The sequence below is a fragment of the Corynebacterium heidelbergense genome (genome assembly GCF_028609845.1).
Lineage (GTDB): Bacteria > Actinomycetota > Actinomycetes > Mycobacteriales > Mycobacteriaceae > Corynebacterium > Corynebacterium heidelbergense.
Window position 1 is genome coordinate 661317 of sequence record NZ_CP063191.1, and the last position, 14355, is coordinate 675671.

At 64.8% G+C, this 14355-nt stretch carries 15 protein-coding genes and 1 tRNA gene; 7 read left to right on the forward strand and 9 right to left on the reverse strand.

The features are described 5' to 3' along the window. Positions 1-4 precede the first annotated feature (4 nt). Together CHEID_RS02885 and CHEID_RS02890 are read left to right on the forward strand one after the other, a co-directional pair. Positions 5-649 carry a non-canonical purine NTP pyrophosphatase gene (locus tag CHEID_RS02885; RefSeq protein ID WP_112769027.1) on the forward strand — a complete coding sequence of 215 codons (645 nt, stop codon included), beginning with the start codon at positions 5-7 and terminating at the stop codon, positions 647-649. Between the two features lie 42 nt (positions 650-691). Beyond that, positions 692-2056 carry an amidohydrolase gene (locus tag CHEID_RS02890; RefSeq protein WP_112769028.1) on the forward strand — a complete coding sequence of 455 codons (1365 nt, stop codon included), beginning with the start codon at positions 692-694 and terminating at the stop codon, positions 2054-2056. A 52-nt stretch (positions 2057-2108) separates the two neighbouring features. Here CHEID_RS02890 and CHEID_RS02895 read toward each other — a convergent pair whose 3' ends face one another. Further along, on the reverse strand, positions 2109-2450 hold the full coding sequence (locus CHEID_RS02895) for a DUF3817 domain-containing protein (protein WP_273661464.1): 342 nt from the start codon (positions 2448-2450) through the stop codon (positions 2109-2111). Between the two features lie 92 nt (positions 2451-2542). Continuing rightward, positions 2543-3112, reverse strand: a complete 570-nt coding sequence (locus CHEID_RS02900; RefSeq protein WP_181645879.1) for a hypothetical protein — start codon at positions 3110-3112, stop codon at positions 2543-2545. A gap of 196 nt (positions 3113-3308) precedes the next feature. Here CHEID_RS02900 and CHEID_RS02905 point away from each other — a divergent pair. Beyond that, positions 3309-3390: transfer RNA gene (locus CHEID_RS02905), tRNA-Leu, on the forward strand. Positions 3391-3648: 258 nt separating this feature from the next. Here the strand turns inward: CHEID_RS02905 and bcp are convergent. After that, positions 3649-4164 (reverse strand): thioredoxin-dependent thiol peroxidase, encoded by a 516-nt coding sequence (gene bcp, locus CHEID_RS02910; RefSeq protein ID WP_112769029.1) that lies wholly within the window; start codon positions 4162-4164, stop codon positions 3649-3651. A 136-nt stretch (positions 4165-4300) separates the two neighbouring features. Between bcp and CHEID_RS02915 the strand changes: the two genes are divergently transcribed. Further along, complete coding sequence (locus CHEID_RS02915; RefSeq protein ID WP_112769030.1) at positions 4301-4579, forward strand: DUF3618 domain-containing protein; 279 nt, start codon at positions 4301-4303, stop codon at positions 4577-4579. Positions 4580-4581: 2 nt separating this feature from the next. After that, positions 4582-5682 carry an AbrB family transcriptional regulator gene (locus CHEID_RS02920; protein WP_238599254.1) on the forward strand — a complete coding sequence of 367 codons (1101 nt, stop codon included), beginning with the start codon at positions 4582-4584 and terminating at the stop codon, positions 5680-5682. Here the strand turns inward: CHEID_RS02920 and CHEID_RS02925 are convergent. Then, positions 5668-6669 carry an LLM class flavin-dependent oxidoreductase gene (locus CHEID_RS02925; RefSeq protein WP_181645880.1) on the reverse strand — a complete coding sequence of 334 codons (1002 nt, stop codon included), beginning with the start codon at positions 6667-6669 and terminating at the stop codon, positions 5668-5670. The genes CHEID_RS02920 and CHEID_RS02925 overlap by 15 nt on opposite strands. A gap of 150 nt (positions 6670-6819) precedes the next feature. Here CHEID_RS02925 and CHEID_RS02930 point away from each other — a divergent pair, with 150 nt between their 5' ends. Further along, positions 6820-7536, forward strand: a complete 717-nt coding sequence (locus CHEID_RS02930) for a hypothetical protein (protein WP_112769032.1) — start codon at positions 6820-6822, stop codon at positions 7534-7536. Between the two features lie 30 nt (positions 7537-7566). On the opposite strand, the gene CHEID_RS02935 is transcribed toward CHEID_RS02930, so the two are convergent. Both CHEID_RS02935 and CHEID_RS02940 read right to left on the reverse strand, forming a co-directional pair. Further along, a complete protein-coding gene (locus tag CHEID_RS02935; RefSeq protein ID WP_146743829.1) occupies positions 7567-7938 on the reverse strand; it encodes a hypothetical protein in 372 nt (123 codons plus the stop codon). Between the two features lie 230 nt (positions 7939-8168). Further along, a complete protein-coding gene (locus CHEID_RS02940; protein ID WP_112769034.1) occupies positions 8169-8372 on the reverse strand; it encodes a hypothetical protein in 204 nt (67 codons plus the stop codon). A gap of 669 nt (positions 8373-9041) precedes the next feature. Here CHEID_RS02940 and CHEID_RS02945 point away from each other — a divergent pair. Continuing rightward, on the forward strand, positions 9042-9701 hold the full coding sequence (locus tag CHEID_RS02945; protein ID WP_112769956.1) for a tyrosine-type recombinase/integrase: 660 nt from the start codon (positions 9042-9044) through the stop codon (positions 9699-9701). On the opposite strand, the gene CHEID_RS02950 is transcribed toward CHEID_RS02945, so the two are convergent. From CHEID_RS02950 to CHEID_RS02960, 3 genes are read right to left on the reverse strand one after another with little or no spacing between them, the layout of a single operon-like run. Next, on the reverse strand, positions 9694-10827 hold the full coding sequence (locus tag CHEID_RS02950) for a collagen-like domain-containing protein (protein ID WP_146743885.1): 1134 nt from the start codon (positions 10825-10827) through the stop codon (positions 9694-9696). The two genes, CHEID_RS02945 and CHEID_RS02950, sit on opposite strands and share 8 nt — an antisense overlap. After that, positions 10824-12335, reverse strand: coding sequence for a hypothetical protein (locus CHEID_RS02955; RefSeq protein ID WP_112769957.1), 1512 nt, complete (start codon positions 12333-12335; stop codon positions 10824-10826). Before CHEID_RS02955 ends, CHEID_RS02950 begins: the two co-directional genes overlap by 4 nt. Continuing rightward, the gene (locus tag CHEID_RS02960; protein WP_112769958.1) at positions 12332-14266 is read right to left on the reverse strand and encodes a phage tail family protein; all 1935 of its coding nucleotides are present in this window, start codon (positions 14264-14266) and stop codon (positions 12332-12334) included. Before CHEID_RS02960 ends, CHEID_RS02955 begins: the two co-directional genes overlap by 4 nt. Positions 14267-14355 lie beyond the last annotated feature (89 nt).

Below are 14355 nucleotides of genomic sequence, written 5' to 3' on the forward strand. Positions count from 1 at the left end.
ACCGATGGTCCAGATCCTCGTCGCCTCCCGCAACGCCAAAAAGCTCCGCGAGCTGCACCGCGTCCTCCACGCCGCCGGAATCACCGACGTGGAGCTCCTCAGCCTCCGGGACGTGCCCGAATACCCCGAAACCCCCGAAACCGGCGCGACCTTTGCCGACAACGCGCTGATCAAGGCCCGCGACGGCGTCCACCACACTGGCCTGCCCACCGTCGCCGATGATTCCGGCATCTGCGTGGACGCGCTCAATGGCATGCCCGGCGTTCTTTCCGCCCGATGGTGTGGAAAACATGGTGAGGACGCCACCAACAACGCGCTACTCCTAGGGCAACTCGCAGACGTGCCCGAAGAACGCCGCGGCGCCCACTACGTCAGCGTCTGCGCCCTGGCACTCCCCGCAGACCTGGCCCCGGCGGCCGGCCTGCCGGAAGAAACAACGGTGGAGGGCGTGTGGCACGGCACGCTGCGCACCGAACCTCGCGGCGGGGGAGGGTTCGGCTACGACCCCCTGTTCATCCCCGAGGAGGAACCGGGCACCACGGTCGCGGAGCTCAGCGCCGAGCGCAAGGATGAGCTCTCCCACCGCGGCAAGGCGCTGGCGCAGCTCGTCGAGCCGCTGAAGCAACTGGCCGCCGCACGTAAGCTGTAACACGCTACCCGGCCCGAACCCCGCATCGAGGAAGAAGACCACGTGACCGCGCCCCGGACGCCCGCCGCCATCGTCGCCGACACCACCGCCGACCTCAGCTGGCAGGAGGACCTGTACAAGTACCTCCACGCCCACCCCGAGCTTTCCGGGGCGGAGGAACAGACGGCCAAGCGCATCGAGCAGGAACTCCAGCGCTTCCCCGAGTGGGAGGTCACCCCCAAAATTGGCGGCCACGGCATCGCCGCCGTGCTGCGCAACGGGGAAGGGCCCACCGTGTTGTTCCGCGCCGACTTCGACGGCCTGCCCGTCGCGGAGAGCACTGACGTGGAGTATGCCTCCAAGCATTCCCAGCTCAACGCGCAGGGGGAGCGCGTGCCCACCATGCACGCCTGCGGTCACGACCATCACACGACCAGCCTGCTGGGCGCGATGGCCATCCTTACGGACACGCGGAAGCACTGGTCCGGGACGGTTGTCGCCATCTTCCAGCCTGCGGAGGAAGCCAGCATCGGTGCCCACCGGATGGTCACCGACGGCCTGGGCAAGGTCATTCCGCGACCCGACGTGTGCCTCGCCCAGCACGTCGTCGCAGGTCCGGCCGGGCGCGTCTTCACCGCCCCCGGGCCGGTCATGACGAGCTCCACGACCATCGAGATCACCCTCTACGGGCGCGGCGCGCACGCCTCCATGCCGGATCGCTCCGTGGACCCGGTTGTGCTCGCGGCGAGCACGGTCATGCGGTTGCAGACGATCGTCAGCCGCGAGGTGCCGCCGGGGAAATTTGCGGTGGTCACCGTGGCGTCCGTGGAGGCGGGTAAGGCGAACAACGTGATCCCGGATAGTGCCAAAATCGCGTTGAGTTGCAGGTTCTACGATGAAGAGCTGCGGAAGAAGTGTGTGGACGCCATCAAACGGATCGTTCGCGCAGAGGCCGTGGCAGCCGGGGCGGAGCGCGAACCGGACTTCAAATTCGTGGGTCTGCTGGGTGCGACCGATAATTCTCCGCAGGTTTTCGGGGCGCTGCGCCCGGCGTTCGATGAGGCCTTCGGGGAGGATTCCACCGACATGGAACCCTGGAGCGCATCGGAGGACTTTCCGGTGCTGCCGAAGGCCTTCGGCGCGCCCTACCTGCTGTGGACCGTGGGGATCACGCCGCGCAAGCAGTGGGAGCGGGCTGTGCGGGCGGGGAGGCTGGACATCGACATCCCCACAAACCACAATCCCGGCTTCCTGCCGGACCTCAGTACCCTCCCGGTGGCGACGAAGGCGGCGGCGGTGGGTGTGCTCGCATGCCTGCAAAGCCAGTGGCCCAGCGAGGAGGAACGGGCTGGGGGAGCGGCGGCCCCCTCCACCCCGACCGACCGGGAGATCGACGAGGTTGCGGTGGAGACCTCCGGGGCGGAGTAGGGGAGTGGTTCTGGGGGATGAGGGGTCCGAAGAGTGGGTGGGGTGCTCTGCACTACTGGAGGGCGAAGGTCTCTTTCACCTCGTTACGGCGGACCTTCTCCACGTAGAAGCTGAGGAGGGGGACGACGCCCGCGAGCATCGTTGTCAGCCACTTGACGGGCTCCCAGCGGGCCTTAGTGCCTAGGTCCAGGGAGGCAAGGATGAATGCCATGTAAGCCAGGCCGTGGACAATCCCGAAGTAGTCCAGCCATCCTGGGGCGTTTTCTTTCCCAACGATGAGGTAGACGTACACCATCTTCGCAACGAGAAGGAGCAGGAATACACCCGTGACGTAGGCGGTGACGCTGAAGACCTTCAGCGCCCTGGCCACCCGGGCCTGCCGCTGGGGGTGAATGAGAGTCGCGCCGTTGTTAGTGGTGCCAGTGCTGGCGGTGTTCGCGGTCTCGGGTTGAGGGGCATTCTGGGGTTCCTCGGGTGGAGTGGTGCTCACTTGGGAACGTCCTTCCGGTGGTCGCTATCGGGTGTGCGGCGGTCTGCGCTGGGGTTTGGGATCGGGTTTGGGGTGGAGGCGTTATTCGGTTCCGCAAGTCCCGTTTGGAATTTGGCAGGCCGTGACTGCGGCCTCTCAGGCTGCGGTTGAGGCCCCTCAGGCTGTGACTGGGACCCTCGTCGGTCCCGGCGTCGGGTGTCCTCGAAACCACGTTCGTCGATGACGGCACGGCTGGTTCCTGGGAGCAAGAGGAAGTCCTCCGGAACCTCGGTCATGGCGCCCTTCCTATCGATCGGCACCGCTGCCTCGTCGTTGCCGAGGGCGCGCTCCTTTTCGTACTTGAGGTATTTGCGGTAGACGACGACGAGGAAACCGCCGAAGATCGGCCATTGGACTGCGTAGCCCAGGTTCTGAAAAGTCCCGTCCACCTCATGCCACCGCTGCCATTGCCAGTAGGCCAAAGCCAGGGTGAGTAGCACGCCCAGCACCACGAAAAACACCTGTACGATCCGCACGCGCAGCGGGATCGGCTGGGGCTGGGGCTCGGTGGGACGGGGAGTGCTCACGGTTGGCTAGTCTACTTGGGGTGGCAAGAACTAAAAGTTGATGCAGTGGGGTGCGGCAAGGTGAGGCGGGTGGCGCGGTTCCCGCCCTGAGTGGCAACAGCCAGCCCGGGAGTTCGATTTGCGCCGGTGCGTTGCTAGGATGTTCCCAGCGCAGAGACGAAGCACGCCCGGCCGTTCGCTTCCGACTGACGCTGAGGCGCCTGTGGCGGAATTGGCAGACGCGCTGGATTTAGGTTCCAGTGTCTTATGACGTGGGAGTTCAAGTCTCCCCAGGCGCACAAAAACCCATCTAACTGCGTAGATGGGTTTTTGCATGCGCGGGTGAAACCGACGTGTGCGGGGGGACCCTGGGCGGGGTGGTGCCAGTTCTTGCAGCAGGGGGGCTAGTTTTTACTGGTTTGGCGCCAGAGGTTGGGGGTTTCGTGGCATGAAAGTGGTAAAACGCAGGGCGGCCGGGGATCGACCCGGGGCCGCAGCCTGAGGCGCGGGCTGACGGGCCACCGACCGCATCCCACGGAAAGTCTTATGCGCCCGAGCTAGAGCTCCTTGATAATCCGGGCCACGTGCCCGGTTGCCTTCACGTTGTACTTCGCGGCCGCGATCTTGCCGGACTCGTCAACGATGAACGTGGAGCGGATTACACCCTGCACCACCCTGCCGTAATTCTTCTTCTCGCCGAACGCACCGTAGGCGATAAGCACCTCCTTCTCTGGATCGGACAGAAGGGGGAATGTCAGCTCGCGGTCCGCCCGGAACTTCTGCAGCGCGGTCGGCTTGTCCGGGGAGATACCGATGACTTGCACCTGCTGCCCGTTCAACTGCTCGAGCGAATCCTGGAAGTCGCAGGCCTCCGTGGTGCAGCCAGGGGTGTTGGCGCGAGGGTAGAAGTACACCACAACCTTCTGGCCCGCGAAGTCCGAGAGGCTGACGATGGAGCCGTCGTCGGCAGGGAGAGAGAAGGCCGGGGCGGTATCGCCAGGCTGCAGCTTGACTTGTTCCGAGGGCGCGCCGTTGGTGGCGTCCAGAAGAGAATTACCGTTGTTCTGCGTCATGCTGGCTACTGTACGTGTGAGCGACCTGCCCATCCCGTACAATGCCGAGAGGTAACGCTTTCACCGCAACAGCGAACCTGCAAGTGGGATCAACAATGATCCTGACAGTGGGATCAAGGACCTAGGGAGTTTTCACGTGGCCCGTAGCATCGACGCCATCCAGCGCGACATTGAGCGCACTCGCAACCAGCTGGCTCGTACCCTTGACGAGCTCTCCGTGCGCGCAGACCCGAAGAACCTCGCCGACGACGCTCGCGGCCAGGTCATGGGCACGATCAAGGACCCCAAGGTGCAGATGGTTCTTGGCGGCATCGGCGCCGGCGTGCTTCTGCTGGTCGCCATTGGCATGTCCAACAAGCGCAAGCAAAAGAAGCAGATTAAGGAGATCCAGCGTCTCCTCGCCGCCACGCGCTAAGGGTGCAGGCCCCAGCAGCACGCGGCCAGCACTTCCGCAGCCTCCTCCCGCTCGCCCTGCTCAGCCTCATCGGAGCGGGACTGGCGATCTTCGGCTCACGCGCGGGAATCCCCGCAGCGTGGGTTTTCGCGTTTCTCGTCGTTTTCGGGGTGTACTCCATCGGAGCCGATCGGCGCGTGGTGCCCCATCGCCACCTCATCACCCCCGCGCAGGTGGTTATCGCCATGCGCTCAGCCTCCCCACTGACCACAGTGCACGGCCGCGACCTGCTGCGATACCTCGGGCCCACCGTGCTCAGCCTCGCAGTCACCCTGCTCGTCTGCGCCGCCGCGGCCTACGTGCTCAAACGGCTCCACGGCGTAGACCCCGCCACCGGCATCCTGGCGACCCTGGCCGGCGGTGCCAGCGCAATGGTGTTGGCCGCGCGTGATCTCAAGGCGGACGTCCAGTTCGTCACCCTCACCCAGTACCTGCGCCTCGCAATCGTCGTGCTCACCCTGCCCGCCTTCGTCGCGGTAATGGGCGGGGTGCAGGTCCACGGCGCCGAGGCAGACGAATCCTGGTGGAAGACCTCCTGGCAGGGGCTGGTGGGCACCGCCGTGGTTTTCGGCATCGTCTGGGCGATCACCCACGGGGTCAGCCGCTGGGTCGCACTGCCCTCCCCCTACCTGCTGATGTCCATCGCCCTCGTGGTTGTGGCGGTGCTTCTGGGCGTGCCCGAGCGATTTTTGCTGCCCAGCGGTCTGGCGGTCACCATCACTTACGCGGTCATCGGGATTCAGGCCGGGGGCACGCTAACGAAGTCCGCCCTGCGGCAATTTGGGCAATCCCTGCCCGTTATATTGCTGGCGATTGCGCTGATGATCGGCTCCTCGATCGCGGTGGCCTTCGCCATTGCACCCATGGCCCATATCGACGTTCTCGGGGCCTACCTGGCCACTGTGCCCGGCGGAATCTACGTTGTGCTCGCCTTTGCCAACGAAGCGCACACCGACCCTTTGGTCACCGTCGTGCAGGTCTTGCGGGTCATTGCGATGCTCGTCGTCGCGGCTTATGTGCCGCGAATCGTCGGGGCGCTGCGGGGTAGGTCAGCGGGGCGCTAAGTTGGTGGCGTCCGCGAGAATTTCCATGGACCGCAATGATTGGGCGCCGGAAGGGGCATTGAGCGCGACCATGAGCTCGTCGGCTTGTGCCCGGGCGCGGAAATCGGCGAGGTAATCGCGCACCTCGCTGCCGGTTCCCACGGCGGTATAGCGCAACATATCCAACACCTGCTGGGCCTGCGGGGTGCTGAGGAGAATGTCGAGCTCCTCATCGGTAATGGACCGCCCCCGCGCCAGCATTGCGCGTGCCCTTTTGCGCTTGACTTGGCGGTCCTGCTCCACGGCATCATCTGTGCTATCCGCCGCCGTGACATTGACCGCTGCAATGACGTAGGGCTCCGGATGCTGCTCACTAGGCTGGTAGTTCTGCCGATATGTCGCCACGGCCTGCTCCAACGCGGCGGGGGCGAAATGGGATGCGAAAGCGTAGGGCAGACCCAATTGTGCCGCTAATTGAGCACCGAACAGGGAGGAACCGAGAATGTACAGGGGAACATTCGTCCCCGTCCCCGGAACCGCCGTGACGCCCGGAATTGTCGATTTTCCGCTGAGGTAACCGGCCAGCTCCACAACGTCTTGGGGGAATGTCTCGGCAGCGCGTGCATCCCGGCGTAGCGCCTGGAGAGTTCGGGGATCCGTCCCGGGGGCCCGCCCTAGCCCCAGATCTATCCGCCCCGGATGCAACTCGGCGAGCGTGCCAAATTGCTCTGCAATAGTCAGCGGGGCGTGATTGGGCAGCATCACTCCTCCCGCACCCAGATTGATCCGGTGCGTATTGGCCGCCACGTGGGCAATCAACACCGCCGGGGAGGAGGACGCAATCCGCTTCATATTGTGATGCTCGGCGTACCAAATCCGCTTAAATCCCAGGCGTTCGGCCTGCTGAGCAAAGGCGACGCTGCGGTGAAAGGCGTCCCCCGGCCGCTCCCCGCTGTGCACGGTAGCGAAATCGATAAGCGAAATAGGGGGCGTGGTTGCCGGGTCCATGTGTGTCGTCATCCTCTCTTAAGGCGTGTTGTTCTGCGCGTGTTTCTTAACGACGCCACCAACCCCGCGCATTCCCGAAGCACTCGTGCCGTGTTTATCCACGGCTTCGCACCCCCCCCACCCGGGGCGTGGGTGGCTACTCTCGCGCAAATGTTGCAACTTTACTTCCCCCACGACGATGCTGCCGACCACTGCGTTCTGGCCGAGCGCACCGATGGCGGGTGGACCCTCCACTTCGACGGTAGCGGGGAAAATGTCCGCGAGGGGTGCCCGACCGTGTTGTTTCACCAGGTCTACACGGCAGAGCCACCGCGGCCGCTGGCGTGGATTGGGGATGACGCAGGGCAGAGCCGTGGGGCCGGGCCGAGCGGCCGTGGGGCTGGGCCGGGTGGCAGTGGGGATGGGCTCCGCGGCGAGGTGGGTCAGGGTGATGCGGCGGTTACCGATGGCGATACGGGTGGCGCCGTTGAAGCGGGATCAGGGGTTGATGCGGGTAAGGATGGCGATTCGGCAACGCCCCCAGTGGACCTCAACCAACTGGTGACCGATGGGACCCACGAGCTGCGTTTCTGCGACAACATCCAACAGCTTCAGGACCTGGCCGACGCGGCGACCGCGGCTGATGCGGCAGCCGCACCTGGTTCGCCGGGCCGGTCTGGATCTGTGGGACGGGCGGAATCGCCGGGCGGGAGCGAGCGCGGGCACGGCGAGGAGGATGGGAACAGTACAGAGGCCCTGGGCCTAGTAGTTCTCGACCCGGCGAACTGCCGGATCGGAACCGCGGGGGATTTGTCACCCTTTACCAAGACGTCCAGCTTTCCGGTGGTGGTTGCAGTGCCAAAGCGGGACGAGGCAAGGCCGGGTTGATGGGGTGAGGGTAGGTAAAAGCTTCGCGATCTACCAGCCGTTTTCGTTCGCCTTGTCCTGAACCTGGGCGCATCGCTCGGGGTCTTGGATATAACCCTCCTGGCAGCCATGTAAGAGCTGCAGCTCCCCGCTGCTTGGATTGGGTTTGCCGTTAGGGCCGATCCCATAACCACATACCGCTGCCGGGCCGACGCACTGCTCGAAATTGCTGTTCTCAGCCGGAGCCTGCTGGTTCTGCGGCTGGTTACCTGCTGCGTCCATCATGGGTTGGAAGCAACTGGCCTCGTAACCAGTGCGACCGTCGTCGTAAATGGCAGTACCTGCCTGGTAGAGGTGCCAATCACCACAGGTGAAATTGGCTTGTCCTGCTCCGGGGGATGCTTGTGGGACGGGCTGAGACATATCCGACTCCGTGCTAGGGGACGGTTCAGAAGTAGCGGGTCCTGATGTCTTCTCGGTGTTCGTCGGTGCCGAGAGCTGGGAAGTCTTGACCGTCGATTCGTCGTTTGCGCTGCTGCACGCGGCAAGACCGAGCAACAAGAGGCCAGGCATCACAGGGCGAAGTTTCAACTCGATAGTCTCTTTCTGGGTTTGGCGGAGGTGTGGCGACGCGGCAGCCCCCGGGCTAGCCTCTACTGCGCTCGAGTGCGGTCCCAGTCCACCACTTCATCCTCATTCCACAGTGGCCTGTTCCTCAAGTAGGTGGCTGGCTGCGGAGCATACCCCCGTGCCTCGCATGCGGAGTAGGTGGTGGTCTTTGCCCCGAAAGCTTCAGCCGCTTGGTGCGCGGTGAGGTACCGCTTACCGGTGTCCTGGTCTATGACAATGAGGTTCATGCCTTCCTCACCCGCCGTCGTTCAAGGTCAACGCCGAGACGTAGACCGATGACTAGGGCGGCAGGTATCGCCAACCACAGGGGAGCCAACCCGGTGACAGCTATCAGGAGCACAATAACCGGGCCTAGATACTTGAGAGGATGGGGCATAATGCTTGTTTCCGTTAGTGGGGATAGGGGCCCGGAGGCGGTACCTGGCTAGTTTGAGTAGTCAGGTACCGTCGCGGTTTCTTTACTTCTTCCGTATGGCCTGAAGGGGTTGCTACGGGTGGGGGCTGCAGGGCATCGCATCGCCTACGTTTTGGCTCCAGTCTTAGTCGCCACGAGTGCTCACGTCGCCTCAGATTGCCCTGACGCAGGCTGCCACTAGGTCTCGAACCCAGCGGATGGAACTCAGGGGCTCGAACCCTCCGGATACGGAGATCCCCCGGCCATAGGGCCGGGGGATGCGCCTTAGTGGGTCATCAGGGACTCGAACCCCGAACCCGCTGGTTTGACGTCTCCCCTCTACGTCCCGTGGCGTGACCTGCGTAAGTAGCTTTACTGCATGGATGACGTTTCAGAGTGGACAGAGTACCTTACGGCGGCGGGATTGAGCCCGGGCACGATCGCGTTACGGGTTTCACACGTGCGGCGGTGTATCCGAGCGGTAGGTAAACCCGTCGAACAGATGAACGAAAGCGACCTCGTAGCCTGGCTAGCTAGCCAGCCGTGGGCCCCGGCCACGCGCCGTAGCGTGCGGGCTAGCCTGCGCACCTACTGGGCATGGCGCGCGCGGACAGGCCGCGGTGTGAACGCTGCGGCTGAACTCCCCCGGGCAGCGGTACCCCGGGCGGTGCCGCGCCCGGCGGCGGATACTGTCATCCTGTCGGCTCTTCGGCGCGCCGAGCCCCGGGTGCAAACGATGATTGAACTCATGGCCTACGGGGGATTGCGGCGGTGCGAGGTGGCCACGGTGCGCGGTGAGGATATCGCCGGGCACTGGCTCCGGGTGACTGGTAAGGGCGGGCACGTCCGCGCGGTGCCCCTACCACCACACCTCGCAGCCCGGATAGCGGCCAACCCGGGGTGGTTGTTCCCTGGCCAGATCGACGGGCACCTATCCGCGCGGCGGGTGGGGGAGTTGGTCGGCGAGGTACTTCCCCCGGGGGTCACGGCCCACCAACTGCGGCACCGCTATGCCACCACCGTGTACGCGGCGAGTCACGATATCCGCGCGGTGCAGCGCCTCCTTGGCCACGCCAAGTTGGACACCACGATGATCTACACGGCGGTGGATGATCAGGTGGCCAGCTCGGCGGCGGCGGGCGCGTGGCGGCTGTCTAGCTAGATCCCATGTACCGGATGGAGATCTTCGATCGGGCGTTGCCGAACCCGGCGGGGATAATCGTGGTGTCCTCGGCATACCAGTAGGCCCACCGGATGAGATCACCGGCGGCCAGCTTCACGTCCGTGGACAGCTGCATAGTGGGTCCCTCGAGCGACGGGGTAGCGGTCCGGCTGGCAATGCTGTTGCGGGTAACATCCGTGCCGTTGAGCAGCACCTTCATAGCGCCACCGGCGCGGGCGTTATCGCCCTGGTGCATGAGCTGGTACAGGATCAGGTACCGGCCAGCGACGGGGGCTCGGTAGTACGTTTGGCCGGGCGTGCCCGATCGGGTGAACGCGCCGTCGGTATCGACCAACGCCGTCCACTGGTTGTTGCACACCTGGTCAGACCAGCGCGGTACCCATAGGTTCGAGCCGAGGGCTATCTCGGCATACGGGGCGCGGGTACGGGTAGCGCCGCCGAACAGTTCCGCTCGGAGTGGTCCGAGGTCCACCGCCGGGCCGGTTGGGCCTACCGGCCCGGTGTTGCCGGCGTCGCCTTTGGGCCCCTGTGGACCAGTAGCACCGGTATCGCCCTTCGGCCCCTGCACGCCCGGGTCACCCTTCGGCCCCCGCGGTCCGGTCGCGCCGGTATCGCCCTTCGGTCCCTGGGGTCCGGTCGCGCCGGTATCCCCCTTGGGTCCCTGGGGGCCTTGAATGTTTCCCACGTCGTTCCACGTGGTGCCATTCGATACGTGCATGTGGCCGGTGTCGGTGGCTATGTAAGCAGTGCCGGGTGTTTGTGGCCCGGTGGGCAGGTTTGCGGCGCTGGGCACGCTACCTTTGATTGTCACGCCGGTACCATCCTTGCCTGCTGGCCCGGTCGCGCCGGTGTCGCCCTTCGGTCCCTGCGGTCCGGTTGCGCCGGTATCGCCCTTCGGTCCCTGCGGTCCGGTTGCGCCGGTATCGCCCTTTGGTCCCTGCGGGCCTGATGGTCCGGCGGGGCCCTGCGGGCCCGTTGCGCCGTCGGCGGCCCACGTCTGCCTGTCTATGGCTTCGGCTAGCGCCTGTATTTGGCGTGCGCCCTGCCAAATGGGTTCCCCGTCGGTGGGGTAGGGCAGGCGGAAGCGGGGGGTGTATCCGGTCATGTCAAAACGTCCTTGATTTCGCGAGTAGTGTTGTCGAGGTACTTCAGATCGGCCCAGGTCATCGACTCGTCGAACCGGTATTCACGGGTAGCCGAGCCCGGCGAACCCCACCGAACATCCCGGTCCGGCGTCGGCTGGCCGGTGGTGATGGGCGCGGGCGGGGACATGCCGATCAGCCGGGCCCACCATGGCTGGGTGGCCGTGGTGGTGGTCCACTTCATCTGTCGCAGATTGATCCACACCATGGGCGTGACTTGCGACCGGTCGTGCATCCACTGCACGTGGAGGTGGATCGTCCACCCGTCGGTGGCGCGGTAGGTCACGGTGCCGCCGAGGGGGGAGACCAGCGGAGGCCAGTCGGCGGCTTCCTGCATGAGCCAGGCGTGGGCTAGATCGCCGTTGACGAATGCGGGGCGGGTATCTTCCCAGCACCGTAGCCACCACCGGGCTAGGCGCTCGGTGGCGAAGGTCTTGCCCGGGCTGTGGTGGAGCTCTGGGTGTTTTGGGCGGCGGCCCTCGGCGCGGGCGCGGTCCCATGCGCTTTGTAGCTGGAGCTCAATTGCCCAGTCGGTGGTCATCCACGTGTCGTTGGCCAGCATGCGGCGCGGTTGATTGAGCGCTACGGCGTCCTTGTACGCCACGCGCGCGGACCAGTTGTCGCCGCCGTCGTACCACGTGGATTCCACGCGGTTGATATCGGTGTCCGCGCTGGCCTCGATCTCGATGCCATCGGGCACGCCGAGGCGGCATGCGGATAGTGCTACGCCGGGGCGGCTTACCCCGTCGATGACGGTATCGCTCGCGGCGATCATCACCGCGCCGCGCGCGTCGTCGAAGCTGGCTAGATACGTGGTGAAGTCGCCATCGTGCCGCTCGCACTGGCGCACGGCGTTCGCTTCCGGGTCATAGGTCCAGGCGTCCCCACTCATGGATTCGTAGAAAGCGCCGAGCACCTCTAGTGCCGAGTCCTTGCCGACCTCTACCGGTTTCGTCTGGGCGGGGGCGTAGCCGCTCTGGTAGTCGATGTCGGCGATTTTCAGCCCGCCGTACTCGGCTAGTCCGAGTAGCCACTGCTTGCGCTGGTCCATGGTCTCCCCGGGCTGGAGCACGCCGGGTAGCGGGTAGACGCTGCCAAGCGCGGTGGTGGGGTCCGCGGCGGTGAGTGTCACTTCCCATACGTCGGTGTTCTTCCAGTCTCGGTGCCGAGTACGGCGGGCATGCGCGTGCGCGATAACGCCCCGGAACATGGTTACCGTGCCGCTGGGCGCGGCCCACTTCACGTAGACGTGAACGCCGAGGGCCTGGCTGTCGCGGATACGCCGCGCCCATGCACCGGTGGAGTCCCACAAGCGGACTGTGGCGCGGGCGGGTTCGGCCTTCTCGTAGTACCCGTCGCGGCCCCACTTAATCTCTAGTCCGTCCATGACTACGGGGGTCATGCCGATATCGAGGAAACCGCAGGGCACGCGCGTGCCGTCGATCTCTACCCATGGCTTAACGGTAATCATCGGACCACCGCTAGCGACTGGCCAGTGATACGGGCCTTATCCCGTAGGGCCCGCTCAATGAGCTCGGCGAGCTCTGCGGTGGTGCCCACCATCGCCCCGGATACGTTCACGGTCACGTTGACTGTTGGTGTGCCGGGCGGGGTAGCGGGCGCGGTGGCCACGCGAAGGAACCCGGCGGGGTCTCCGCTGGCGAACTGGCCGTAGGCCGATGGGTACATGCTGGCTACCGGGTCCGCGCCGAACATGGACGATAGCCAGCTCGGTGGGGAAGGCCAGCGGATTGAGGCTAGCTTGCCGATCAGGTTCGCCACCCACCCAACCACGTCAGCGATGGCACCGGCTACACGCGAGAACACGCCTGTCACGCTGGATAGCTTCCCGTGAAGTCCCACAAGGTGCCCGGCCAGATTGAGGAACTTTCCACCTAGGCTTCCCACCCATTCCATGAGTTTGACGAGCCCCCCGCCGAGCCTGCCCACCGCGCCGAAGAGGGTCCCGAATCCGAGCCCTAGGGACACGGCTAGCTCAATGACAGGTGCCAGCATGCGCGCTAAGAATCCCAGGATACTGGCGAGCACGTTGATGACCGGGACAAGAATTGCGCCGATCAGATTAATCAGTGGTGTGAGTCCTTGGATAAAGCTTGCTGCGCCTTGCGCTACGGCCACGAATGCGGGCATGAGCGCGATGATGACATTCACTAAGGCTGGCAATAGACCGGCTGCCAATTGCACGATAGGCGGAATTATTCCCACGAATGCCTGTACCAATTGGCCGATTGCGGGAATGAGTGGCTGCATTCCAACAGACAGTTGGGTGAATGCGTTGGCGATGACGGGGAGCACTGGTTGTAGTGCCTGGAAAGCGGAGGTGATACCGCTGGCCAGAACGCCTGCTAGTTGTGTGAGTAGAGGCGCTATGGCGGATAGCGCGGCTGCCAGCACTTGCCCAAACAGCGCGGCGATCTGGGCGATGGGGCCTACCAGTGGTGCGACCGCGCTAATCAGGGAAGCGAACGCCTCGGCAATGGGGCCGACAGCGGGCGCTAGCGCGGTGAATGCGGCGCCGAGGGCGGAACCAACTACGCCTGCCACCTGCGTAAGTGGGCCCACTAGGGCGGCGGCGGCCTGGCCTAGTGCCTGTAGAGCGACCTGTAGGCCGGGGCCGATAGCCGCGCCCATCTGAATGAACGCAGTCATCAACGTGCCAGCGATGGGGGCTAGTGCTCCGAGTATCCCCGCAAAAGATTGGAACAGGCTGCCGAGGGTGCCGAGTTGGGCGGCGCTGCTTAGCGCCTGGCCGATCTGGCCGACGATTCCGCCGAGCGCTGCTCCGATCGCCCCGGCGGCGGGCGCGATCGCCGGGCCTATCGCTGCGAATCCCGTGATGAGCTGCGCTATCCCGGGGACCATGGCGGTGACCATCGTCCCGGCCGCGTCCATTATTGCGGTCAGTCCGCCCATGATTGCGGGGTTATTGATCTGCGTGGCCAGGGCACTAAACGCGTTGCCCACGGTCGTGGATAGCTGCGTGAACGCGGGCGTTAAGCCCACCATCATCTGGTTGAGCGCCTCGAATCCCGGGCGCATGCTGCTTTCCAGTGCTCCGCTGGCCGCTGTCTTCAGGCCGTTGAAGCCCTCGGCGGCGGCACCGGCGGCGGCCTTGACCCCATCCATGCCGAGAATGAGGGGGGTTAGCGCGGCCCCGGCTAGGGCACCCACCCCGATCATGCCCACTCCCAAGTTGCCGATCGCACCGCCGATCGCGGCCACGGCGGCGGTCGCTGCGCTTCCCATGGTCGTGAACTTGCCGAGCGCCGGGCCCAGTTTGCTTAAGCCCCCGGTGAACTTTTCGACGTTCCGGGCAGCTTTACGAAACCCTTTATCGTCGGCGTCGCTGACAATCGAGATTGCAAGAAACTTCTTAGCCATTGTTCTGTTCCTCCAGAATTGTCAGCATTGTCACAATCATTTCATCTGGCTCTTGCATGAGTTGCGCTGGGGCGATTCCAGTAGCGACA

Bases quoted from the DNA above. Each gene is read 5' to 3' on its own strand.
- CHEID_RS02945 (WP_112769956.1), top strand. From the start codon at position 9,042: ATGAACGAAAGCGACCTCGTAGCCTGGCTAGCTAGCCAGCCGTGGGCC.
- CHEID_RS02925 (WP_181645880.1), bottom strand. From the start codon at position 6,669: ATGGACCCGGCAACCACGCCCCCTATTTCGCTTATCGATTTCGCTACC.
- CHEID_RS02885 (WP_112769027.1), top strand. From the start codon at position 5: ATGGTCCAGATCCTCGTCGCCTCCCGCAACGCCAAAAAGCTCCGCGAG.
- bcp (WP_112769029.1), bottom strand. From the start codon at position 4,164: ATGACGCAGAACAACGGTAATTCTCTTCTGGACGCCACCAACGGCGCG.
- CHEID_RS02960 (WP_112769958.1), bottom strand. From the start codon at position 14,266: ATGGCTAAGAAGTTTCTTGCAATCTCGATTGTCAGCGACGCCGACGAT.
- CHEID_RS02955 (WP_112769957.1), bottom strand. From the start codon at position 12,335: ATGATTACCGTTAAGCCATGGGTAGAGATCGACGGCACGCGCGTGCCC.
- CHEID_RS02950 (WP_146743885.1), bottom strand. From the start codon at position 10,827: ATGACCGGATACACCCCCCGCTTCCGCCTGCCCTACCCCACCGACGGG.
- CHEID_RS02940 (WP_112769034.1), bottom strand. From the start codon at position 8,372: ATGAACCTCATTGTCATAGACCAGGACACCGGTAAGCGGTACCTCACC.
- CHEID_RS02935 (WP_146743829.1), bottom strand. From the start codon at position 7,938: ATGTCTCAGCCCGTCCCACAAGCATCCCCCGGAGCAGGACAAGCCAAT.
- CHEID_RS02930 (WP_112769032.1), top strand. From the start codon at position 6,820: ATGTTGCAACTTTACTTCCCCCACGACGATGCTGCCGACCACTGCGTT.